General features: G+C 64.6%; 21 protein-coding genes and 1 tRNA gene. 19 read left to right on the forward strand and 3 right to left on the reverse strand.

Going from position 1 to position 21,885, the window contains the following annotated elements; translation table 11 throughout:
* Positions 1 to 55: 55 nt before the first annotated feature.
* Together G6N58_RS10465 and G6N58_RS10470 are read left to right on the forward strand one after the other, a co-directional pair.
* Positions 56 to 1,267 carry a DNA polymerase III subunit delta' gene (locus G6N58_RS10465; RefSeq protein WP_115278781.1) on the forward strand — a complete coding sequence of 404 codons (1,212 nt, stop codon included), beginning with the start codon at positions 56 to 58 and terminating at the stop codon, positions 1,265 to 1,267.
* A 57-nt stretch (positions 1,268 to 1,324) separates the two neighbouring features.
* Positions 1,325 to 1,397: transfer RNA gene (locus G6N58_RS10470), tRNA-Thr, on the forward strand.
* On the opposite strand, the gene G6N58_RS10475 is transcribed toward G6N58_RS10470, so the two are convergent.
* On the reverse strand, positions 1,371 to 2,354 hold the full coding sequence (locus G6N58_RS10475; RefSeq protein ID WP_115278780.1) for a Gfo/Idh/MocA family protein: 984 nt from the start codon (positions 2,352 to 2,354) through the stop codon (positions 1,371 to 1,373). The genes G6N58_RS10470 and G6N58_RS10475 overlap by 27 nt on opposite strands.
* A 38-nt stretch (positions 2,355 to 2,392) precedes the next feature.
* A complete protein-coding gene (locus G6N58_RS10480) occupies positions 2,393 to 3,085 on the reverse strand; it encodes an RraA family protein (RefSeq protein WP_163908059.1) in 693 nt (230 codons plus the stop codon).
* A gap of 231 nt (positions 3,086 to 3,316) precedes the next feature.
* Here G6N58_RS10480 and G6N58_RS10485 point away from each other — a divergent pair, with 231 nt between their 5' ends.
* The 16 genes from G6N58_RS10485 (at position 3,317) to G6N58_RS10560 (ending at position 19,730) form a co-directional block, all read left to right on the forward strand.
* On the forward strand, positions 3,317 to 4,249 hold the full coding sequence (locus G6N58_RS10485) for a dihydrodipicolinate synthase family protein (RefSeq protein ID WP_115278778.1): 933 nt from the start codon (positions 3,317 to 3,319) through the stop codon (positions 4,247 to 4,249).
* Between the two features lie 120 nt (positions 4,250 to 4,369).
* A complete protein-coding gene (locus tag G6N58_RS10490) occupies positions 4,370 to 5,644 on the forward strand; it encodes a hypothetical protein (protein WP_163908061.1) in 1,275 nt (424 codons plus the stop codon).
* A 27-nt stretch (positions 5,645 to 5,671) separates the two neighbouring features.
* Positions 5,672 to 6,703: a LacI family DNA-binding transcriptional regulator gene (locus tag G6N58_RS10495; protein ID WP_115278776.1), complete on the forward strand. Its 1,032-nt coding sequence runs from the start codon at positions 5,672 to 5,674 to the stop codon at positions 6,701 to 6,703.
* A gap of 380 nt (positions 6,704 to 7,083) precedes the next feature.
* A complete protein-coding gene (locus G6N58_RS10500; RefSeq protein ID WP_147289337.1) occupies positions 7,084 to 7,425 on the forward strand; it encodes a hypothetical protein in 342 nt (113 codons plus the stop codon).
* Positions 7,422 to 8,327 carry an FAS1-like dehydratase domain-containing protein gene (locus tag G6N58_RS10505; RefSeq protein WP_115278774.1) on the forward strand — a complete coding sequence of 302 codons (906 nt, stop codon included), beginning with the start codon at positions 7,422 to 7,424 and terminating at the stop codon, positions 8,325 to 8,327. Before G6N58_RS10500 ends, G6N58_RS10505 begins: the two co-directional genes overlap by 4 nt.
* On the forward strand, positions 8,324 to 8,800 hold the full coding sequence (locus tag G6N58_RS10510) for a MaoC/PaaZ C-terminal domain-containing protein (protein WP_115278773.1): 477 nt from the start codon (positions 8,324 to 8,326) through the stop codon (positions 8,798 to 8,800). Before G6N58_RS10505 ends, G6N58_RS10510 begins: the two co-directional genes overlap by 4 nt.
* Positions 8,790 to 9,635: an SDR family NAD(P)-dependent oxidoreductase gene (locus G6N58_RS10515; RefSeq protein ID WP_163908065.1), complete on the forward strand. Its 846-nt coding sequence runs from the start codon at positions 8,790 to 8,792 to the stop codon at positions 9,633 to 9,635. The genes G6N58_RS10510 and G6N58_RS10515 overlap by 11 nt, the downstream gene beginning before the upstream one ends.
* 4 nt (positions 9,636 to 9,639) lie before the next feature.
* Complete coding sequence (locus tag G6N58_RS10520; RefSeq protein WP_197746416.1) at positions 9,640 to 10,539, forward strand: ABC transporter permease; 900 nt, start codon at positions 9,640 to 9,642, stop codon at positions 10,537 to 10,539.
* Positions 10,529 to 11,782 (forward strand): CaiB/BaiF CoA transferase family protein, encoded by a 1,254-nt coding sequence (locus G6N58_RS10525; RefSeq protein ID WP_163908067.1) that lies wholly within the window; start codon positions 10,529 to 10,531, stop codon positions 11,780 to 11,782. Before G6N58_RS10520 ends, G6N58_RS10525 begins: the two co-directional genes overlap by 11 nt.
* Positions 11,783 to 11,790: 8 nt before the next feature.
* A complete protein-coding gene (locus tag G6N58_RS10530; RefSeq protein WP_115278769.1) occupies positions 11,791 to 12,816 on the forward strand; it encodes an ABC transporter ATP-binding protein in 1,026 nt (341 codons plus the stop codon).
* Positions 12,813 to 13,661, forward strand: coding sequence for an ATP-binding cassette domain-containing protein (locus tag G6N58_RS10535; protein WP_197746417.1), 849 nt, complete (start codon positions 12,813 to 12,815; stop codon positions 13,659 to 13,661). The genes G6N58_RS10530 and G6N58_RS10535 overlap by 4 nt, the downstream gene beginning before the upstream one ends.
* Positions 13,658 to 14,437, forward strand: a complete 780-nt coding sequence (locus G6N58_RS10540; protein WP_115278768.1) for an enoyl-CoA hydratase/isomerase family protein — start codon at positions 13,658 to 13,660, stop codon at positions 14,435 to 14,437. Before G6N58_RS10535 ends, G6N58_RS10540 begins: the two co-directional genes overlap by 4 nt.
* A 15-nt stretch (positions 14,438 to 14,452) precedes the next feature.
* Positions 14,453 to 16,063 carry an ABC transporter substrate-binding protein gene (locus G6N58_RS10545; protein ID WP_147289336.1) on the forward strand — a complete coding sequence of 537 codons (1,611 nt, stop codon included), beginning with the start codon at positions 14,453 to 14,455 and terminating at the stop codon, positions 16,061 to 16,063.
* A gap of 73 nt (positions 16,064 to 16,136) precedes the next feature.
* Positions 16,137 to 17,192: an ABC transporter permease gene (locus tag G6N58_RS10550; protein ID WP_115278766.1), complete on the forward strand. Its 1,056-nt coding sequence runs from the start codon at positions 16,137 to 16,139 to the stop codon at positions 17,190 to 17,192.
* A gap of 63 nt (positions 17,193 to 17,255) precedes the next feature.
* Positions 17,256 to 18,497: a CaiB/BaiF CoA transferase family protein gene (locus G6N58_RS10555; RefSeq protein WP_163908069.1), complete on the forward strand. Its 1,242-nt coding sequence runs from the start codon at positions 17,256 to 17,258 to the stop codon at positions 18,495 to 18,497.
* Positions 18,498 to 19,730: a CaiB/BaiF CoA transferase family protein gene (locus tag G6N58_RS10560; RefSeq protein WP_115278762.1), complete on the forward strand. Its 1,233-nt coding sequence runs from the start codon at positions 18,498 to 18,500 to the stop codon at positions 19,728 to 19,730.
* A gap of 26 nt (positions 19,731 to 19,756) precedes the next feature.
* On the opposite strand, the gene G6N58_RS10565 is transcribed toward G6N58_RS10560, so the two are convergent.
* On the reverse strand, positions 19,757 to 20,668 hold the full coding sequence (locus G6N58_RS10565) for a LysR family transcriptional regulator (protein WP_232067814.1): 912 nt from the start codon (positions 20,666 to 20,668) through the stop codon (positions 19,757 to 19,759).
* 134 nt (positions 20,669 to 20,802) lie between these two features.
* Between G6N58_RS10565 and G6N58_RS10570 the strand changes: the two genes are divergently transcribed.
* On the forward strand, positions 20,803 to 21,879 hold the full coding sequence (locus tag G6N58_RS10570) for a tartrate dehydrogenase (RefSeq protein ID WP_115278760.1): 1,077 nt from the start codon (positions 20,803 to 20,805) through the stop codon (positions 21,877 to 21,879).
* Positions 21,880 to 21,885: the final 6 nt, after the last annotated feature.

Raw genomic sequence — 21,885 nt, forward strand, 5'->3', positions numbered from 1 at the left:
GTTACCGTATCGGTCGGCACTGCTGTGTCGCTGCCAGCGGTTAGGGTTGGCAACGATGTCCGGGGTTTTCACACGCTTGGTGGGCCAGCACGCCGTCGAGGCCGAGCTGGTGGCCGCTGCCACCGCCGCGCGCAGCGGCGCCACCCACAGTGGACTCACAACAGGCTCCATGACCCACGCCTGGCTGATCACCGGCCCGCCCGGGTCGGGGCGCTCCATCGCGGCGCTGTGTTTCGCCGCGGCGCTGCAGTGCACCTCCGACGGCGTTCCGGGGTGTGGACAGTGCCGGTCCTGCACCACCACCATGGCGGGCACCCACGGTGACGTGCGCAGGATCATCCCGGAGGGGTTGTCCATCAGCGTCAGCGAGATGCGCTCCATCGTGCAGATCGCCTCACGGCGGCCCAGCACCGGACGCTGGCAGATCGTGGTGGTCGAAGACGCCGACAGGCTCACCGAAGGCGCGGCGAACGCGCTGCTCAAAGTGGTCGAGGAGCCGCCCCCGTCGACGGTGTTCCTGCTGTGCGCACCGTCGGTGGATCCGGAGGACATCGCGATCACGCTGCGGTCGCGCTGTCGGCATGTGGCGTTGGTGACGCCCACCACGGACGCCATCGCCCAGGTGTTGATGGATTCCGATGGGCTGCCTGCCGAGCAGGCGGCCTGGGCGGCCTCGGTCAGCGGCGGTCACGTGGGCCGAGCCCGGCGCCTGGCCACCGATTCCGATGCCCGGGACCGGCGCAAACGTGCGCTGGGGATGGCGCGTGATGCGGCCACCCCAACGCGCACCTACGCCGCCGCCGAGGAGCTGGTGGCCGCCGCCGAGGCGGAGGCCAAGGCGCTGACAGAAGGCCGCAACGAGGTCGAGACCGAGGAACTGCGCACCGCGCTGGGTGCGGGCGGCACCGGCAAGGGTGCGGCGGGGGCCATGCGGGGTGCCGCCGGGGCCATCAAGGATCTGGAGAAGCGGCAGAAGTCCCGGCAGACCCGGGCCTCGCGGGACGCGCTGGACCGGGCGCTGATCGACCTGGCCACCTACTTCCGCGACGCGCTGCTGGTGGCCTCCGGTGTACAGGGGGTGGCGCCGCATCACCCCGACATGAGCGACCAGGTGTCAGCGATGGCAGCGCACGCTGCGCCGGATCGATTGCTGCGGTGCATCGAGGCCGTGCTGGAGTGCCGCGAGGCGCTGGCGGTGAACGTGAAGCCGAAGTTCGCCGTCGACGCGATGGTGGCGACGGTGGGACAGGCGCTGCGCCGCCAGTAGTGGTTTGGTGCGCCGCACGCGCTCCCGTAGACTCATCCCGCCCGGTTCGCCGGGCGCGCCACCCTAGCTCAGTCGGTAGAGCAATTCACTCGTAATGAATAGGTCAGGGGTTCGATTCCCCTGGGTGGCTCTCTGTATCACCTGATGTGCGCAGCTCGAACAACAGTGTCTCAGTGACGATGGCGGTTCGCAGCGCAGAGTGCCCTGTGCTCGCACAGACACCGGAGCCATGCCATTCGTCGACGATTGTCTGCACCAAGGGTTCGTGGACGTGACGGGGGTCTGTCTCGGTGATCAATTCGCGGATGTCACCACGGACGAGCTCTATCGGTTCCGGCGCCGAGATGGACAGGGAGATGGAGCCGAGTGTGCCGACGATCGAGGTCCGATCGAGATTCAGACCTGTATCGAATGCCCAAGTGCCGCTGCCGATCACACCATCGCCACATCGGTACGTCGCCACGACGGTGTGCTCCGCCTTCGGAGTCTGCCCAGCGGCGTGACCCCGCACGTCTCGTAGCGGACCGAATTGATGGTCCAACCAGTCGAGGGTGTGACACGCAGCGTCGAAGAACCAGCTTCCTCCGGAGAGCTCGGCGCGGTTCTGCCAGGCGTCAGGACGCGGAGTTTGGTACCGGACGCTGTTGACGGCGCGCACGTCGCCGATCGCACCGTCAGCGATCAGATGCTGCACTCGTCGGAAGCGGGGTAACTCACGGCGGTAGTACGCGACCCACAGTGGCACGCCCACCGCCGTGCATGCGGCGATCATGGCCTGACATTCCTCGACGTTGGTGGCCATAGGCTTCTCGACGTAGACAGCCTTGCCCGCGGCGGCGGCGCGGAGGGTGTACTCGGCGTGGGTGTTGGGGTGTGTCGCGATGTAGACGGCGTCGATATCAGTGGCTTCGAGAACGTCATCGGCGTCGGAGTGCCAGCGGGGGACATCGTGACGCCGGGCGTAGTCTTCGGCCAGTGCCGAGGTTCGGCGCATCACGGCGACGAGTTCTGATCGGGGTATCCGCCGGAAGGCCGGTCCGCTCTTGACCTCGGTGACGTCGCCGCAGCCGATGATGCCCCAACGCATCGACGGCGAATCTGAGCGTCTCCGCGAAGTTGTCACGATCAGGCGCCGTAGTTTCGAGCGGCCTTGTAGCCCTCGAGGGTGAATTCCTCACTCTCGATGTACTCGATGTCCGAGGATTCCCGACTGCGGATGGTGTCGACGGCATCAGACAGTTGGGGCAGGATCTGCCACGGGATCACCACGACACCGTTGCAGTCTCCATGCAGAAGGTCGCCGGTCTGGATGGGCTGACCACCGACGACGACAGGGACGCCCACAGATGCGATCTCGAAGTTGGCGTGCGAGACCACCGGGTATGGCATGAAAAAGTGAAAACCCAGTGCGCGGACCTCGTCGAGATCACGCAGCCCGCCGTCGGTGATCATGCCTACCGCACCGAGCCGTCGTGCCATTCGGACCATGATCTCGCCGGCATAGGCGACGCGATCTGGGCTGCCGCTCTCATCGGCGATGACGACGACGACTGGGCCTTCAGCAGATTCGAGTGCCTCCCACAGTTTCCAGAAGCCGTTGCCGTCGGCCGGCCGGTCTACAGGACTGCGCATCGTGACGGTCAGTGCACGACCGACCATGACGCCGAGGTCGGGGAACGCCGCTCGGATGGGCCCGGCGAGATACCCCTCGTGGCGGGGCCGGACGCGGAATTGCTCGATCGCGTTGGCGATGGTCGGGCTGTCGGTGCTCTGCAGAAATGCCAGTTGGCCATCGGTGAGTCTGTGTGGCGAGTTCACACGCGCGCTGCCGCCTCTCCGTATCGTATCGTTTCCAAAGACTACAACGTCGAGCGCCGTGCTTGTACCGAACTGGGAAAGGCGGGGCGCGCAACCAGAGTGATGAGGGCCGGGCTGAAGGACGCCGCCACGGGTGAAGTGACCCCGTGATAGTGGTGAACCCCCTTGCCACATAGCAATTATCGCTGGTTGAATGTGTCGGTCCGGCAAAGTGGAAGTGAGAAAGAAGACATGTCAGCACCCAATCTCCGCGGGTTGACCCCCGCCATCGTCACCCCCTTCGACGACCAGGGGGATGTCGATCTCGACAGCTTGGTTTCCTACGTGTCGTGGTTGAAATCGATTCCAGGAGTGGTGGCGGTGGTGCTCAACTCGCACGCGGGGGAGGGAAGTGCACTGACATCTGACGAGCGGGCCCTCATCGTGCGGACCGTCAAGTCGGAGTTCCCCGACCTGCACGTCGTCGCCGGCATCATCGGTGACGGCACAAGGCTGGCCGCCGGAGAAGCCGAGCGGGCAGCGGCTGCCGGAGCCGATTCCGCACTGATCTTCCCGCCTCCTTCGGCGAACCGCTTCGGTTTCCAGGACGGGTCGGTGCAGGATCGTTTCAAAGCGGTGTGGTCGGCCTCGAGCCTGCCCATGATCGCGTTCCAGTTCCCGAACATCACCAAGGCCACGTTCAACCTCCCGTTGCTTCTCGAGCTCTGCGCGCTCGACGGTGTGTTCGCGCTCAAAGACGGTGGGCGCGACATGATCAGGTGGGATGTCGAGGTGCCGGTCATCCGGGCGAACTTCCCGGAACTGCAGATCCTCACCTGCCAGGACGAATTCCTGCTACACACGATGTGGGAGTCCGACGGTGCGCTGGTGGGATTCGGGGCCTTGATCCCGGAGTTGCTCGTCGAGGAGCTGACACTGGCGAAAGCGCATGACTACACCGGCGCCAAGGCCGTACACGACAAGATCCTGCCCATCACCAAGGCGGTCTACCACCGGGCCTCGCACATCGAGTCCACGCCCGCAATGAAGCTCGGCCTGGTGGACCGCGGCATCCTGCGATCGGCGAACGTCCGTTCCCCGATCATGCCGCTGGAAGACGTTGCACGCGAGAGCATTCGACGGGCCATGATTGCGGCCGACATCGAGCTCCCGGTAGTTGTCTGACGGCCCAGCGACCGGCATCTACCGAACCCACACGTACGGGCCGGGCATTCCAGCGCCGCAAGCGTGGTGAGGCCCTCGGCGCCGCCCCCCGGGTCCGGCGGGCCGCGCCGTCCGGTGGATGTGGCTTTCGGCACTCTGTTGGCAGCCAATCTGATTGCGGTGCCGGCGTCGCTGGTGGCGCCGGTGCTGGACTCTGTCGCCGGCGCGATGACGTTGGCCGCTGCTGCGGTGGGGTTGCTCAAGGTCCGCCCGATGCAGCGCCTCCTCGGGTGGGCACTCATCGGGTGCGGGGGCGCCGCCCTGGCCGCGGCCGGTGTCCTGGGTGCGCGTCCGGCGTGGACAGATCTGCTCGCGTTGAACCAGACGCTGCTCGGCATGCTCGCCGCAGTCACCTTCGTCAGGTTGATCACGCGGAACGGCCCCGAAGCGGCAAGCCGGCTGACCGGTGTCGGGGCCGTCTGGCGCACCGCCGCGATTGTCCAACTACTGGGCTCGGTCATCAATGCCAGCGCGGTGGCCCTCGTCGGAGATCGTCTGCGCCGCGGCGGCAAGCTGGATATGGCAGATGCCTCGTTGCTGTCCCGGGCCTACTCGCCGGGGGCGTTCTGGTCGCCGTTTTGGGGAGCCAGTGCCGCGGCGCTGACATATGCCGCGGGTGCCCAATCCGGTGCGCTGCTGGTGTGCGGGGGACTGCTGGCGGCGGCGACATTCGTGTGCAGTGTCGCGATGGTGGTGCCGCGGTTCGGCCGACACCTCGCGCATTATCGCGGCTACCCGATGTCGCCGTCGGTGCTCGTGCTGCCGGGTGCGATGGCCGCCTTGGTCATCGGACTGCACCTCTTGCTGCCATCCGTCAGGCTGGCGGTGGTGGTCCTCGTGGTGTCCCTCGTGGTGCCCTTGGCGGTCCTCGCCGTGGTGTCGCCCCGCCGGCTGCCGAGCATCGTCGGCGGGCACATCGTCGACGGCCTCAGACCGATGCACGGTGAGGTGGTGCTCTTCACCGGCGCGGGTGTGCTTTCCGTCGGCCTCCGGATCCTCTTCGACACCCTGGATGTCACCATGCCGATCGAGCACTACACGGTATGGCTGGCGTGGATCTCGGTGATCCTGATGACGGCGGTTTCCCTGGTCGGTGTCCACCCGGTCATCTCGATCGCGGTGAGTGCGAGTTTGCTGGGGTCAACAGTCCTGGAGGAACCCACCCTATTTGCCTTCGCCGGGACGATCGCCTGGGGAACCTCGGCGGCGGTAGGGCCGATCAGCGGCCTCAATGTGTTTCTGGCCGGCCGGTTCGGAATCAGTGGATTCGAGGTGGCGCGGCACAATACGTCTTACCTCGCGGTGGTTATCGTGTTGTCTTTACCTGCGTTGGCCTTGTGTGCGAAGCTGACCTGACGTCGCCCGACTGGGCAAGGAGTTGATGTGGCCACCATTCGAGAGGTCGCCACGAAGGCGGGCGTATCCCCTTCATCGGTGACCAGAGTGCTGTCCGGGCATCCGAACGTCAGAGTCGAGTTGCGGGAACGCGTGCTCGCGGCGGTGCGCGAGGTGGGCTACGAGCCGGATCTCGTTGCCGCCGGTCTACGCCGCGGCTACACGAAAACGGTTGGGATGGTGGTGAACGACATCCTGAACCCGGTGATCGCGCAGATGATCGACGTTGTGGAAAGCGAACTACGACAGGCCGGATACGGGGTTCTGCTCGCGAACTCCCACGGCCAGGCCAAGAACGACGTGGAGAACGTGCGCCTGCTGCAGCAACGCCGTGTGGATGCGCTCTTGGCGGCTTTCTCTGACGACACCAATCCTGATCTGCCCCTGGCGTTGTCCGCACTGACCATCCCGGTGGTGCTGCTCGACCGCGAGATCGAGCCGCACGAATTCAGTGGCGTCCTCAGCGATCACCGTGGGGGTGCGATGCTCCTGGCCGAGCACCTAGTCTCCCGCGGGCACCGCGACATCGCCATGATCAGCGGTTCCCTGACGGCGTATCCGAGCCGGTCGCGTGTCGAAGGAGTGGAAGCGGTGCTGGCCCGCCACGGGATTCCCTTGCGGCCCGAACTGTGCATCGCCGGCCGTGGGTCCGAGGAGTTCGGCTCGAGAGCTGTCACGCGTCTGCTCGAGGATGCCCGGCCCCCGACGGCGATCATCATGGGTAACGGGAACATGGGTGCCACCGCAGGAGTCATCGCGCAGCTCAGAAGCCGTGGAGTACAGGTGGGGCAGGACATCGCACTGGCCGGCGGTGACGACGGTCCGCTGCTGGCCTTGCATTCGCCGGGTATCACCGCGATCGCCCGTGACGTCGAAGACCTCGCCCGGCGTGCAGCGGCACTGGTTCTCCAACGTATGGAGCACAAACGGCTCGGTGGCCATACGGTTCTCCTCCCGACCAGGTTGGTCATCCGGCCCTCCACCGAGCACTCGGTGGAGGTTGCCAGCTTTGCGTCCTAGCCACGAGTTCTTCTTTGTGCGCCGGGCCTTGCGCACAACGGCCATGTGACCGTAGTCTCTTTACGACACTTGCTGAAAACGGTTTCTGAACTAACCCAGGTGCTGCGCCCATCAGTGCCCGCTCCGCCGAGGCGGCCAGAACAGTTGGAAACGACTTCTGAACAACATCTTTCGGCACATTTTGTACGAGTTTGTGTAAGTACGTCGCGTTACGTCTTGGAATCGATTCCAAGACCTAAACAGTGAGATGGAGGATTTCTCAGTTGTCATCGGTCACGTTCGCGGAGTGGACGATTCTGTCGGAGGGAACCGGCGGAGTTCGCCCCGGTGAGGTCGCCCCGGTCCGACGGATAGAGCTGTCATCAGATCGACTCGGCGCCGTGGCGCAAGCCGGTGGGCGAGTGCTGGGGGACATCTGCAGTCCGGTCTCCGGCATCGCAACCGTATGTCCGGACCCCCTGGTGTTCGCACTGGAAGCCGGCCTCCCTCGGTTGACCGCCGATGGCTCGTGGATCGACGGAGGTAGTCGGTGGTGCGATCTTGCGCCGATCGGCGGCGAGTTGCTCTACGCCGTGTCATCGGTCAACGAGGTCGCCTCCAGGACCACCTCAAACGGACGGACCCTGGTGCGAGTGGTGTACCGCACGCGCTTCACCGATCTGACGGGTGTCCCCGTCGGCACGGCCGACGGAACCAGTCTGCACGTGGGGAATGCACGATGAGCAAAACTGCTGTGCAGCTTCCCCGGGACTTCGACGTCCACACTGTGACGCCCTCCACGGAGGAACTGTTGCGGTGGGCGGCGGCAGTCCGAGACTTCTCGCCGATCCATTTCGATGCCGATGTCGCCCGCGCCCGAGGATTCGAAAGGCCGGTGGTGCACGGACCGTGGAAGGCTGCGGTCTTGCGTGGCCTCCTGCAGGGTTGGCTCGGCCCGAACGCGCAGATCGAAAGCTTCTCGGCCCGTTACCTCCGGCCCGACAGTGTGGGTCAGCCATTACATTTCGGAGGACAGTTGACCGAGGTGACGGTACGTCCAACGGGCACCGAGGAGCTGCGTTGCACGGTGTGGACTCGCGACAGTGAGGGTCGCGTCAGCGTGGAGGGCGAATGCGTGGCCGAGGTCAACCCGGCGGTCGGAGACCGGCTTCCCCTCGAAAGGCTGCGTGCTGCTGTCAAACTCGGTGAGGACGCGGGAACATTTGTTTACCGGGTCGAGAGCAATGACGTCGAGCACTTCCTGGAGGCCATCGGCTCGAGGTCGCTGGACCACGACCCATCACAGATTCCGACCATCGCGCCGGCAACGTACTTCGCCGCACTGGATCCCGTGGAACGTCGCAACCTCGATCTCGACAGTTTCCTACAGGACCTGCCATACCCCAAAACCGGCGGCGGCAACGCATTCAACGAAGTCGAGTACGAACGGCCGATCCGCGTAGGCGAGGTCATCGCGGTCACCACCCGCTACACCGAGGTCTACGAGAAGGTCGGATCGCGGGGAACATTGTTGTTTCGAACGCGCATCAACGAAATGCGCGACACAGCAGGTGAACTCGTGGCGACAAGCCGGTGCGGACATGTCCTGAGCTTCCGTCTACCCGGAGAAGGGGATGCCAGATGATCACCGAGCGACACACCGGTGTCAGCATCGGCGCCGAGCTGCCGGCCAAGGTGCACACCACCACGGCAGCCCAGCTCGTGCGTTATGCGGCCGCCGCCCAGGACTTCTCGGGTATCCACTACGACGTGGAATACGCACGGCGTCGCGGCTTTCCCGGCGTCATCGTCCACGGCCTGCTCAAAGCCGCCTTCCTGGCCGAACTCGGGCAAGCCTGGGCAGGCGAGGAGGCGTGGTTCCGCTCCTTCAAAGCCAGATACACCGGAACCGACCTCGTCGGAGCGCCCATTGTCTGTCGAGGACGCGTGACGAGCGTCGACGACGAGCTCGACCGGGTGGGGCTGGAGCTGTGGACCGAAAACGTCGAGGGCCGTACCACCACGACGGCCACTGGAGTCATTCAGCTCTCCTCTCGGACAGATCTGCCCGAGCAGGGGCAGACCGACACAGCCACGAATGCTCACCATGACCACTGAAATCGAAGGCACCAACCAGGCACAGGAGGCGCAGCGCGTAATGCCAGAAGCGAAGAGGTTCGCCGGTGATCCGATTCTCATCACGGGCGGCACAGGAGGCATGGGCGCGGCGATGGCACGCCGGTTCGCATCGTCGGGCGCACGAGTGGCCATCGTCGACCTTGCACCGGATGCGGTCACCCGGGTGGCGGCCGATCTGCGCCAAGAGGGCCACGAGATCATCGGCGTCGCAGCGGACACCACCGACGAGGACTCCATGCAGGCCGCCGTCGCGGCGACGGTGCAATCGTTCGGCAGCCTGCGCGGCCTCGTCACTGCGGCAGGAGTTCGGCAGACCGCAGCCAGCTTCGACCAGCTGAGCCTCGCAACCTGGCAGAACATATTCGACGTCAACGTCACCGGTACCTTCGTCGCGATCCGGGCCGCTGCGGCCGCACTGATCGAGAGCCGGGGTTCGATCGTGACCGTGTCCTCGGTGACCGCTCTCGGTGCGCGGATGAATCAATCAGCCTATGCCACCAGCAAAGCAGCAGTACTCAACCTGACCCGGCAGATAGCACTCGAACTCTCGTCGAAGGGCGTTCGCGTCAACTGCCTGTGCCCCGGGGTGACGTCCACACCGATGATCGAACAGGCTATCCGTACCGACGGCCCGAACCTACTCGTCGAGAAGCTACAGGGATCACTCGAACAGTTCCGGCCCGGTATTCCCCTGGGGCGTCTCGCCGAGGCCGAAGAACAGGCCATAGCAGCCGAATTCCTACTCTCCTCCGATTCCTCGTTCATCACCGGTGCGGGCCTACCCGTTGACGGTGGCGTATCGATGCTGGGATGACGCGATGACTGCTCTGGCCCGAGTGGGGCGTTTCGCCTGGACCCACAAGCTGACCACCGTTGCCATGATCGTCCTCGGGGTGGCGATCGTGAGCGCGGTGTTCGCGCATCAGCTGGCCCCCTTCGATCCGTACGCACAGGATCTGTCCCTGCGCAACATGCCGCCTCTGACGTCTTCTGCCGGCGGAGTCCACATCCTGGGCACGGATGCGCTGGGTCGTGACGAGTTGTCCAGATTGATGCTCGGAGCGCAGATCTCGATGGCGGTGGGTATTGCCAGTGTCATCGTGTCCGGATTGATCGGAACCTTCATCGGGCTGATCGCCGGCTACTATCGCGGCTGGTTCGACGATGTGGTGATGCGCTTCGTCGACCTGCAGATGAGTGTGCCCTCGCTTCTGATCGCGCTCCTGGTTCTCTACCTCGCCGGCCCCAGCTTCCTCAACGTGGTTTTGGTGCTGGCCGTGACCCGGTGGATGGTCTATGCGCGCGTCGCCCGAGGATTGATGCTCTCGATGCGTGAGGTCCTCTTCGTCGAGGCATCACGGGCGCTCGGGGCATCGAACTTCAGAATCATCGTCAAACACCTCCTGCCCAATCTGGCGGCACCCATCATGGTGCTGGCCACGCTCGAGTTGGCGGTGATGATGCTGACTGAGGCTTCGCTGAGCTTCCTGGGCCTGGGGATCCAGCCGCCGGAGTCATCCTGGGGATTGATGCTCGCGGAAGGCCGTGAATACCTGACTTCGGCACCCTGGTTGGTGGCCGTCCCGGGTCTGGCCATCCTGTTCACCGCATTGAGCGTCAACATCATCGCCACGTGGTTGCGCAGTCGTTCCACGCAGGCGACGTACTCCCGTGGTGGTTCCGCCCACTCGACCGAGAGGTCCTCCAGTGCCACGTGATGACACCTCACCGACCACCGCGCCGGGCCCACTCGACGGCATCGTCGTCGTGGACTTCACCGAACGCGTCCAGGGTCCATACGCCACGCAGATGCTCGGGGATTTCGGGGCCGACGTCATCAAGATCGAACGTCCGTCTGCGCTGACCCCTGATGGGCGACCTGATGAGCGCTACACCACCGCGGACGGCGCCACCCCGACCTCGCTGTACCGCGCCACCTTCCTGGCCAACAATCGCAACAAGCGCTCCTTCGCAGTCGATCTGAAGTCCGGCGAAGGTGTCGCCGCGGTCCGGACGCTGATACGCGATGCGGACGTGGTGTACGAGAACTTCCGGCCCGGCGTGATGGACCGGCTCGGCCTGGGTTACCAGCACTGCCGCGAGGTGAACCCCGGAATCGTCTACGTGTCGGCGTCGGGTTACGGCCCGGACGGTCCTCGCGTGGCCAAGCCGGGACAGGACGTGCTCATCCAGGCCATGAGCGGGATGGGTGCGGCGAACGAGTCATCCTCCGGCAGGCCGACACCGATCGGCATGTCCATCACCGACATCCTCGGGGGCCTCAATGGCGCCGCTGCACTCCTGGCGGCGCTGGTGCACCGGGAACGTACCGGCGAGGGGCAGCAACTGTGGGTCGACCTGCTCGGCGGAGCCTTCGCCGCGCTGGGGGAGCACCTGGTCCATCTGCTCAACAACGACGCCCCAGAACCGGCCAGGCTCACCGAGATGCACGGCCACGGCTACATCGCTCCGCCCTATGGCTTCTACGCGACCAAGGACGGCTACCTAGCGCTCTCCAGCGGCGCCCAGATTCCGCGGATCTGCGGACTCATCGGTATCCCGGACCTGTCGATGGATGCCCGATTCGACAGCTACGACAAGCGTTTGGCCAACCAAGAGGAATTCGAGGCGCTCATCGAGGAGGCCTTGCAGGCTCGGACCACCGAGGAATGGCTGTCCGTCATGGAGCCGGCCGACATTTTCGCCGCCCGGGTCAACACCCTGCAGGAGGCGGTGCGGGAACCCCAGGTGTCGGCCACCGACCGGATCGTGACTGTAGCCGGCCCACACGGGCCGATCCAGCTGATCGGGCCGGTGGCCCGATTCTCCCGTACTCCGGCAGCGGTACGGCTTGCTCCACCACAGCACGGTGAGCACACCGACGAAATCATGAGCGAACTACGGCAGCGCAGTTCTGCCGTGGCTGGCGCCACCACTCAGACGGAAGGGACACCTGGGTGACGACCGCGATGACAAACCCGAATCTGCGCGAGACAACCGCGTCCGGCAACAAGCTGCTCGAAGTGGAAGACCTGACGATATCTTTCGCCACACCGAACGGCAGAGTGCGCGCCGTCAACGGCATGACGTTCTCCGTGGCCCCCCGCGAACGGGTGGCGATCGTCGGCGAGTCAGGATCAGGAAAGTCGGTGACCGCGCAGTCCCTGCTCGGGCTCCTCCCGTCGGCCACCATCGACGGCAGCATCAAGTTCGATGGCCAGGATGTGCTGACCATGCCTGCTGCCCGACTACGCGAGCTGCGTGGCTGGGAGATGTCCTATGTCTTCCAGGATCCGCTGTCGTCACTCGATCCTGTCCGGACGATCGGTGATCAGGTGAGCCAAACCCTGCGTCTGCGTGGTATCAGCCGCAAGGTGGCCAAGGCGCGGGCACTGGAAGCGTTGGCCGATGTGGGCATCCCCGAGCCCGCCCGGCGTTACAACGAGTACCCGCACCAGTTTTCCGGCGGCATGCGCCAACGGGTGATGATCGCAATGGCCCTGATCGGTGAACCTCGCCTGATCGTCGCCGACGAGCCCACCACCGCGCTCGACGTCCGGGTGCAGGCGAAGATCATCGACCTGCTGTACACCCTTACCGAAGAGCGTGGCGTCGCAGTCGTGTTCATCACCCATGACCTCGGCATCGTGGCGGGCTTCGCCGATCGGGTCATGGTGATGTATGCCGGCAGAGTGGTCGAGAGCTGTGCTACCGACGAGCTCTATTACCGATCCATCAACCCGTACACCTTGGGTCTGTTGCAGTCGCTGCCCCGAATCACCGGTGACATCCCGACCGAGCTGGCCACCATCGGTGGTCGACCTCCGTCACCGACGGATCACCTCACGGGCTGCGCGTTTCACCCGCGCTGCAGTTATGTCGAAGACCGCTGCCGCACGGAGCAACCCGCACTGTTGACCCCGGCGAACGGTAATCACCCCAGTGCGTGTCATCGCTCAGAATGGCTCGCCGAGAAGCCAGGGGTTCTGCGATGAGCGAGGTGATGCTGGAGGTGCGGAACCTCGTCAAGGAGTTCGGTGTCGGTCGCCACACGACACGTGTGCTCGATGACGTGAACCTCACGGTACACCGCGGCGAAACCGTAGGACTGGTGGGTGAATCCGGCTCAGGCAAGTCCACCACCGCCCGTTGTGCGCTCCGGCTCATCGAACCCACGAGCGGGTCGGTGCGGTTCGAGGGAGCAGAGGTTCTCGACTTCAACCGCCGCAAGCTCAAGGAATACCGGTCGCAGGTTCAGATGGTCTTCCAGGATCCGTACTCGTCGCTAGATCCTCGGATGTATGTCGAAGAGATCGTCGCCGAGGGTATTCGGATCCACCGGCCCGGGATGAAGCGCGACGCGATTCGTGACGAAGTGGTCGAACTGCTGGAATTGGTCGGATTGCGGCCTGAGCATCTGGAACGGCGGCCCGCCGCCTTCTCTGGGGGACAGCGGCAGCGAATCGGCATCGCACGGGCATTGGCGGTCAAGCCGAGGCTGCTGGTCTGCGATGAACCGGTGGCCTCTCTGGACGTGTCGATCCAGGCGCAGATCCTCAACCTCTTCGCTGACCTCAGGAAGCGACTCGGACTGACCATGCTCTTCATTGCTCACGATCTGGCCACCGTGCGGCATCTCTGCGACCACATCGTCGTCATGCAATCCGGGCAGGTCAGGGAGAGCGGTACCCGGGAGCAGGTGTACGGCGCCCCCGCGGACCCCTACACCATCGCGCTCATGGAGGCTGTGCCCGAACCCGATCCCATTGCCGCCAGGAAGCATTCGGCAGACAGGCGAGCGGCCGCCCGCGCGGTCGCCGACAACGGGGTGTCGGCATGACAAGTGACGGAACTCCCGGTACAGAGGTGGGCGAGGATCGCGTCGCGGTCATCACCCTGCGCCGACCCGAGGTCCTCAACGCCCTCGATTCGTCCTGCCATCGTGCTATCGGCCGAGCAATTGTCGAGCTCGAGCGCAACGACCGGGTGGGGGCCATCGTGATCGCCGGTCAGGGAAGGGCATTCTGCTCGGGCTCCGACCTTTCCGAGATCGGTCAGCTCACCGGACAGGCCGAACAAGATTACGTCGCACTTGATTTCGCCACCAAGAACCGTATCGCCGGATGCATCAAACCGGTGATAGCCGCTGTCCATGGTTATTGCGTGGGCGGTGGCCTGGAACTGGCGCTGGCCTGCGACTTCCGGGTGGCCGCGCAGGACGCGATCTTCATGCTGCCCGAGGTGACACTGGGCAGTCTGCCGGGATCCGGTGGTCTGCAACGACTTCCCCGTATTGTGGGGGTGGGCGTCGCCACTGACTGGATCCTGACCGGCCGTAAGGTCGATGCGCAGGAGGCGCACCGTCACGGACTGGTGGCGCGGTTGGTTCCCACCGGCGAACATCTCCTGGCTGCACGGCGTCTGGCCGCCGAACTGGCCGGCAAGAGCGCGCTGGCGATGCGGTTGGCGAAGGTCGCGCTGACTCCTGAGCCACTCGCCGACCGCGGGATGGTAGCGGCCTTCCAGATGCTCGCCGGCGACGCCGGGCACCGGCAGCCGTCCTATTCCGCGGCCACCAAGAAGTTCGAAAAGAACCCCAGCGGCCGATCGGCCTAGTACTCGAGTCCGCCGGTGCGGCGGTCCGGAATCGAAGAGGAGAACGTGGTGTACGGATCCGAGGCAACGAAGTGGTTGCGACGACGGAGAACAGTGGGGCTCATCGGGGCGGTGATGTCAGTAGGTCTGGTCCTCTCCGGTTGCTCCGGTGGGGGCGGCGAGACGACATCGGGCACCCAGGTCACGGTGGCGCTACCGGAGGAACCCCGAACCCTTGCGAGCTGGAATGCCTACTCCAACGATGCCCATCCGGTTCTGCGGAACATCCAGGAGGCGTTGGTCAATCGTGACCCGAAGACCAACGAACTGGTCCCCGAACTGGCACTGGAGTGGACCCAAATCGATCCGTTGAACTGGCAGTTCACGCTGCGTCCCGATGTCACATTCACCGACGGAACCCCCTTCGACGCCGCCAACGCCGCCACCTCCATCAACTACGTCCTGGACCCCGGCAACGCTTTCGGTATGCGGACCTTCCTGGGACCCGATGTCGAGGCCAGCGCGGTGGATCAGTACACCCTGAACCTCAGGACCGAGACACCGGACCCGATTCTGCCGACCCGGATGTATTTCGTCACCGTTCCCTCGTCCACGCAGATCACCGAAGGCCTCGACAGCTATGACACCGGCCCGATCGGTACCGGCCCCTACAAGCTGGCGGCCTGGGATCGGGGGCAACAGATCGTCCTGGAAGCCAACGACGACTGGTGGGGTAAGGACGCCCCGGACGCCCACGGCACGCAAACCGTCACACGCGCCACGTATCTGTTCCGGACCGAGAGCGAGGTGCGCTCGGCCATGGTCGGTCAGGGCGAGGCGGATCTGGCCCCGAAGGTGACCGCCGAGCAGTGCGAGGTGGCGCCTAAGTGCGAGTCCACCCCGACCGTGGAGACCGTGATCCTACGCCTCGACACCAAGAACCCGGTTCTGTCGGACATCCGTGTGCGAGAGGCCATCTCGATGGCATTCGACAAGCAGCAGATCATGGATGACATCATGGGAGGTGGTGAGATCGTCGGCCAGATCGTTGGACCGTCCGCGGTCGGCTACGCCGACCTGCCGGCCTACCCCTACGATCCGGAGAGGGCCAAGGCGTTGATCGCGGAGGCCGAAGCCGACGGGGTTGATGTGTCGATCCCCATCGAGGTGACCGCCCGCGAGGCCTACCCGACCCGCTCCAACGAGATCGTGCAGTTGATCGCCAACAGTCTCACCGCGATCGGGCTGACCGGTGCACGAAGCGACACCAAAGAGGTCGGTTCCTTCCAGGAGCAGTGGGAGCTCGGTTACGACCAGATTCCTCCGCAGCGGGCGATGCTCGGTCTCATGCAGCACGGCCAGGAACTGATGGATTACTCCGGCAGCGTCGTCAGCTACTACGACTGCAATGGCAAGACCGCGGCCTACTGCGATCCGCAGCTGGGGGCAATGCTCGCCGATGCCAACGCCAAGATGGGGCAGGAACGTCAGGACGCACTCGCGGCGATCGCGGAGTATGTCTACAAGACGGTGCCCGTGGTACCGATCGGGTTGCCGAAGTTCAACTTTGCGCTCTCCGAGCGCCTGAACTGGATGCCGCGCCAGGACGGCTTCATTCTCCTCAAGGAAATGACCTTCACCAACTGACCCACCCGGGGGTACCGCGGGCGACCGGCCCCTGCGGTACCCCCGGAGCGGCGGATTCCTGAGAGGGGACGTCATGCTTGCTCGCTATTTCTTCAAGAGAGTCCTGTACTCGCTGGCTGTGATGCTCGTCGTCCTGGTCCTGGTGTGGATCCTGGTCAATCAGGTCGGCGATCCCGCCCGCCTGATCCTGCCGCCCTCGGCGGACCAGCAGCTCTATCTCGATACCCGCGCGGCAATGGGTCTCGATGATCCACTGCTGGAGCAGTTTTGGCGGTCTTTCTCGGGGTGGCTGCAGGCAGATTTCGGAAACTCGCTGTGGCAGAAGGTGCCGGCTCTCCCGCTGGTGTTGGACCGAATCCCGGCAACATTGTTGCTGACGCTTTGTACCTTCCTCATCGCGATCCCGCTGGCGCTGGCCCTGGGCGTGGTCTCCGCGCTGCGCCCCGACGGACTGCTGGATCGGGTCCTGACCACGGTGTCGCTCGCGGGCGTCTCGATCGCCGACTTCTGGCTCGGCCTGATGCTCATCCTCGTGGTGGGAGTCCAGTTCCATCTGCTACCCACATCCGGATACGGCGGCCTGGAGTACGTCATCCTGCCTGCCCTCACCCTTGCCTTCAGGCCGATCGGTCGCCTGGCGCAGGTGGCGCGGTCGGCGTTGGTGGAGGAGATGCAGAAGCCTTACATCGTCACATTGCGGGCGCAGGGGATGAGTGAGGGACGCATCATCCGCCGGCATGCACTGAAGAACAGCATGATCCCGATCATCACCGTCGGCAGTGACGAACTCGCCAGCTTCCTCAACGGCGCCGTGGTGATCGAGACAATTTTTGCGTGGCCTGGGATCGGGAGTCTGTTCATCCAGGCGATCAACCGACGGGATCTGCCATTGGTGCTCGCTTGCGTGTTCGTGATCGCTGCAATGGTGATCCTGGTCAACCTGGTGGTCGACCTGGCCTATGCGTGGATCGATCCGCGCGCCACCATCACGGGCGGAGGAGGGTTACGGCGTCGCCGGCGGCGGATGCGCCAGAGCGCCGCGGCGGTGGCCGAGTCGCCCACCGGCCAGGCGCCGGCCCAGTTGGCCACAGCGTCGTCTGGAGCTGTGGAGCCGTCGAGAATGTCGTGAGCACTGCCGCTCTCAGGATCCAAAACAACTGTGAAACAACCAAAACAAGTACCGAGGAGAATGATGAGCGAGGCGTTGGCAACCGGTCCCCTGGCCGGAGTCCGGGTTCTGGACTTCACCGAGCGGATGCAGGGTCCCTACGGCACTCAGATTCTGGCTGACCTGGGCGCCGAAGTCATCAAGGTGGAGCGGCGGGTGTCCTTGACCGTGGATGGCCGACCCGATGAACGCTACGGCCCCAACGGTCGCTACGGGCTGGACCCGGAGGACACCACCTTCTATGCCGCGGGGTTCTTGGCCAACAATCGCAACAAGAAGAGCGTGCCGATCGATCTGAAGAACGAGCACGGCAAGGAGCTGGTCAAGCGACTGGTCGCCGCCAGTGATGTGGTGTACGAGAACTTCCGGCCCGGAGTGATGGCCCGGTTGGGATTCGGCTACGAGGACTGCGTGAAGCTGAACCCGTCGGTGATCTATGCGTCGGCGTCCGGCTTCGGCCCCGATGGGCCGTACCAGCGCCGGCCCGGACAGGATGTGCTGACACAGGCGATCAGCGGCTTCGGCGCCATGAACGTATCGGCGGACGGCAGGCCCACTCCGGTGGCCATGTCGATCACGGATCTTCTCGGCGGGATGAACGGTGCGATCGCGGTGCTTGCCGCGCTGCATCACCGGCAGCGCACGGGTGAGGGGCAGCTGGTCGAGGTGAATCTGTTGGCCAGCGGTATTGCTGCCCAGTCCGAGCAGGCGGTTCACTTCCTGAACTCCGATGTCGGTGAGCCCAGCCGGCGGACCGTCATGCATGCCCACGCCTACATCCCCGCCCCGTACGGCTTCTATGCCACCAAGGACGGTTATCTGGCGTTGTCGAGCGGCAAGCAGATCCCCGAGCTGTGCCGCATCCTGGAGATCGACGACCTCAGCGAGGACCCCCGATTCTCCGACCCCCGCTCACGCGACCGGCACCGCGAAGAATTCGAGGCATTGCTCGAGGCGGCATTGCAGTCCCGGACCACCGCAGAATGGCTCGGTCTGATGATTCCCGAAGGACTTTTTGCGGCCCAGGTCAATTCGTTCGCCGAGGCGTTCTCCGACGAGCAGGTGGAGCAGCAGGGAATGATCACCACAGTGGACTCCCCGGTGGGGCCGCTCAAACTGCTGGCTCCGCCGTACTCACTCTCGCGCACCCCGGCCACCATCCGCACAGCACCGCCACGCCACGGCGAACACACCGATGAGGTGCTCCAGGCGGTGGGGCTGACGGCGGAGGAGATCAGTACGTTGCGCGCCGCAAGGGCGATCTAGGTGGACGTGGTACCGGGACCCCTCACCGGCATCCGCGTGCTCGACTTCACCGAACGCATGCAGGGCCCGTACGCCACGCAGATGCTCGCCGACATGGGAGCAGATGTGGTGAAAGTCGAGCGCCGTGTTGCGATTACCGCCGATGGTCGCGCCGATGATCGTTACGGCGTATCCGGCAGCTATGGCACCGACGCCGCGGACTCCACGATCTACTCAGCCGGCTTCCTGGCGAACAACCGGAACAAGCGCAGCGTGACCGTCGATGTGAAAATGGCTGCGGGTCGGTCGATCATCGAACGTCTGATGGCCGGCTCCGACGTTGTGTACGAGAACTTCCGGCCCGGCGTGATGGATCGGCTGGGCCTGGGGTACGAGCGCTGCCGAGAACTCAACCCGGCTGTCGTGTATGTGTCCGCGACGGGTTACGGACCGGTGGGGCCGCATGCTGACAAACCCGGCCAGGACGTGCTGGTCGAGGCGCGTACGGGCTGGGGTCACCTCAACAGTGTCGACGGCCATCCGGTACCGGTGGCGACTGCGGTCGCCGACACACTCGGGGCGATGAACGGGGCGTTCGGCACTGTTTGCGCGATCGTGCACGCCGTTCGCACCGGGCGGGGGCAGCGTGTCCGCACGAGTCTCTACGAGAGCGCGATAGCGGGTATGGCGGAGTGGGGCTTTCACTTTCTCAATTCCCCGGCGGGCGCGCCGCGGCGTCCACGGTCCGGCCATGCCAGTCCGTACACACCCCCGCCGTATGGGTTCTACTCCACCGCTGATGGTCACCTGGCGCTGTCGAGCGGACGTAAGCTCGACGTCCTGTCATCGGTGCTCGGGATCCCGAATCTTGCTGACGACAAGCGGTTTTCCACACACTGGTCCAGAATCGAGAACGAGGAGGCGTTCACCAGCGTCATCGAAACCGCCCTCGGTACCAAGACCACAGCGGAGTGGGTGATTCTCATGGAGGCCGAGGATCTGTTTGCCGCGCCGGTGAATTCGATGGGGGAGGCGTTCGCCGACTCCGCGGTGGTGGCCACCTCGATGGTCGTCGAGCTCGAGACGCCGGCCGGTCCGTTGAAGTTCCTCGGCGTTCCCTACAAGCTCGACGAGACACCTGCCAGTATCCGAACCCCGCCTCCGCTGCACGGTCAGCACACCGATGAGGTGCTGTCAGAGGCCGGCTTCTCCGAGGCGGAGATCGCCGAGTTTCGGCGTAAAGCAGCGATCTAGGATGTGGGCCCGGCTGTGGGTCGGATCTACTGGTCGTCGATACGCGAGCCGAGTTGTGCAGCGAGAAAGTGGATCAGCTCGTCAACTCGTCGTGGAGTGTGCTCAGCCGCACTGTGAACAGCCATGATGTCGGCACTGGGTGTCGGAACGTCTGCAAGCACCTGTACCAGCTCGCCGGACCGGAGCAGAGGGGCGACATGCCACAGTGAGCGCATCATCAACCCATGCCCGTCGCAACACCACTGTGTCACGACGTCTCCGTCCGTAGCCGCCAGATTTCCCTCGACCTCGACCGTCGTAATGCTGTCATCGGAGCCGAACTGCCAAGCGGCGTAGCGCCCGTCGTTCTCTCGCAGCACGATGCAGTTGTGCCCTCGCACGTCGGCGGGTGTCGCCGGAGTGCCGGCACGCGCGATGTACTCCGGTGCGGCGCAAACGATCCGCCGATTTCGACGTAGACGTTTCGCGCGGAGCCGGGAGTCTTGCAAGGTTCCGACACGGATAGCGACGTCGAAGGGCGCGTCGGGGTTGCTCATGGGCAACGGTGAGAGATCGAGCTCGACCCTCAGTCGAGGGTGCAGGATGCAGAACTGCGCGACCAGTGGCGCGATGTGATGCCGACCGAGCCCAACGGTCGACAGGACCCGAATACGTCCAACCAGCTCGCTGCGTTCACTCAGTGAATCTTCCAGCGCTACGAGATCGTCGGCTATCGCTGCCACTCCCCGGGCGTAACGCTCCCCTTCCGAAGTGAGCGTCAGCCGCCGGGTGGTTCGTTGGATCAGCTGCACCCCGAGCCTCTTCTCGAGGTGGCTCAGTCGCTTGCTGACGGTGGAGACGGAAGTTCCCATCTCGCGCGCAGCCGCGGTGAGGCTCGGCGATGTCGCCACCATCTCGAAGAAGAACAGATCGTCGGTGGCTGCATCAATCTTGCGCACCCGCCGATTGTTGCACGAAAAGAAAAGGTGATTGGCAAGTCTGCTGGTTGTGGCCGGCGATTCTTGCGCATTAGGTTGGTGGTGGCGAGGTCGGGCGGCTGTGCCCGGCGACTACCCCGGACGGGATGGACACTATGGCAACTACACATCGAATCGCCGTCATTCCAGGTGACGGCATTGGCAAAGAGGTTGTCCCCGAAGGCATTCGAGTCTTGGAGGCCGCGGCGTCGATGTTCGATTTCGCACTCGACTACCACGAGTTCGAATACGCCAGTGCCGACTACTACTCGAAGCACGGGACGATGCTACCGGTCTCGTGGTTCGAGGATCTGAACAAGTTCGATGCGCTCTTCTTCGGTGCCGTCGGCTGGCCGGAGGTGGTTCCCGACCACGTGTCGCTGTGGGGGAGCCTGCTGATGTTCCGTCGCCACTTCGACCAGTACGTCAACCTGCGTCCGGTCAAGTTGATGCCGGGCGTGACCAGCCCCCTGGCCGGCCGCAGCCCCGGCGACGTGGACTTCTACGTGGTACGGGAGAACACCGAAGGCGAGTACTCCAGCATCGGCGGCAAGATCTTCGAGGGCACCGATCGTGAGACGGTGCTGCAGGAAACGGTCATGACGCGGGTGGGCGTCGACCGCATCCTGGAGTTCGCTTTCAACCTCGCCGAGCGGCGGCCGAAGAAACACCTGACCTCTGCGACCAAGAGCAACGGAATCTCGATCTCCATGCCGTACTGGGACGAGCGGGTCGAGGCGATGTCCGCCCGTTTCCCCGATGTCGATGTCGACAAATACCACATCGACATTCTCACAGCGAACTTCGTGCTGCACCCGGACTGGTTTGACGTCGTTGTCGCCAGCAACCTCTTCGGCGACATCCTGAGCGATCTCGGCCCTGCCTGCGCGGGCACCATAGGCATCGCGCCCAGTGCAAACATCAACCCCGAGAAACGCTTTCCCAGTCTTTTCGAACCGGTCCACGGTTCCGCGCCCGACATCGCCGGCCGCGGTATCGCCAATCCGATCGGACAGATCTGGAGTGCCAGCATGATGCTGGATCACCTGGGCGAACACGAGGCGGCCGCGGCGATCGTCACCGCCGTCGAGCAGGTATTGGCCGCGGGTGGCCCGAGCCTGACTCCCGACATGGGCGGCACCGGCTCCACCACATCTCTGGGCACTGCCGTCAGCGAACATCTGCGCGCTTGATCGACC

The organism is Mycolicibacterium tokaiense, from assembly GCF_010725885.1.
GTDB lineage: Bacteria > Actinomycetota > Actinomycetes > Mycobacteriales > Mycobacteriaceae > Mycobacterium > Mycobacterium tokaiense.

Excerpts from the sequence above, each read along its gene's own strand:
- G6N58_RS10520 (WP_197746416.1), top strand. The coding sequence starts at position 9,640 with ATGACTGCTCTGGCCCGAGTGGGGCGTTTCGCCTGGACCCACAAGCTG.
- G6N58_RS10465 (WP_115278781.1), top strand. The coding sequence starts at position 56 with ATGTCCGGGGTTTTCACACGCTTGGTGGGCCAGCACGCCGTCGAGGCC.
- G6N58_RS10535 (WP_197746417.1), top strand. The coding sequence starts at position 12,813 with ATGAGCGAGGTGATGCTGGAGGTGCGGAACCTCGTCAAGGAGTTCGGT.
- G6N58_RS10555 (WP_163908069.1), top strand. The coding sequence starts at position 17,256 with ATGAGCGAGGCGTTGGCAACCGGTCCCCTGGCCGGAGTCCGGGTTCTG.
- G6N58_RS10570 (WP_115278760.1), top strand. The coding sequence starts at position 20,803 with ATGGCAACTACACATCGAATCGCCGTCATTCCAGGTGACGGCATTGGC.
- G6N58_RS10530 (WP_115278769.1), top strand. The coding sequence starts at position 11,791 with ATGACAAACCCGAATCTGCGCGAGACAACCGCGTCCGGCAACAAGCTG.
- G6N58_RS10505 (WP_115278774.1), top strand. The coding sequence starts at position 7,422 with ATGAGCAAAACTGCTGTGCAGCTTCCCCGGGACTTCGACGTCCACACT.
- G6N58_RS10510 (WP_115278773.1), top strand. The coding sequence starts at position 8,324 with ATGATCACCGAGCGACACACCGGTGTCAGCATCGGCGCCGAGCTGCCG.
- G6N58_RS10485 (WP_115278778.1), top strand. The coding sequence starts at position 3,317 with ATGTCAGCACCCAATCTCCGCGGGTTGACCCCCGCCATCGTCACCCCC.
- G6N58_RS10515 (WP_163908065.1), top strand. The coding sequence starts at position 8,790 with ATGACCACTGAAATCGAAGGCACCAACCAGGCACAGGAGGCGCAGCGC.
- G6N58_RS10540 (WP_115278768.1), top strand. The coding sequence starts at position 13,658 with ATGACAAGTGACGGAACTCCCGGTACAGAGGTGGGCGAGGATCGCGTC.
- G6N58_RS10550 (WP_115278766.1), top strand. The coding sequence starts at position 16,137 with ATGCTTGCTCGCTATTTCTTCAAGAGAGTCCTGTACTCGCTGGCTGTG.
- G6N58_RS10475 (WP_115278780.1), bottom strand. The coding sequence starts at position 2,354 with ATGCGTTGGGGCATCATCGGCTGCGGCGACGTCACCGAGGTCAAGAGC.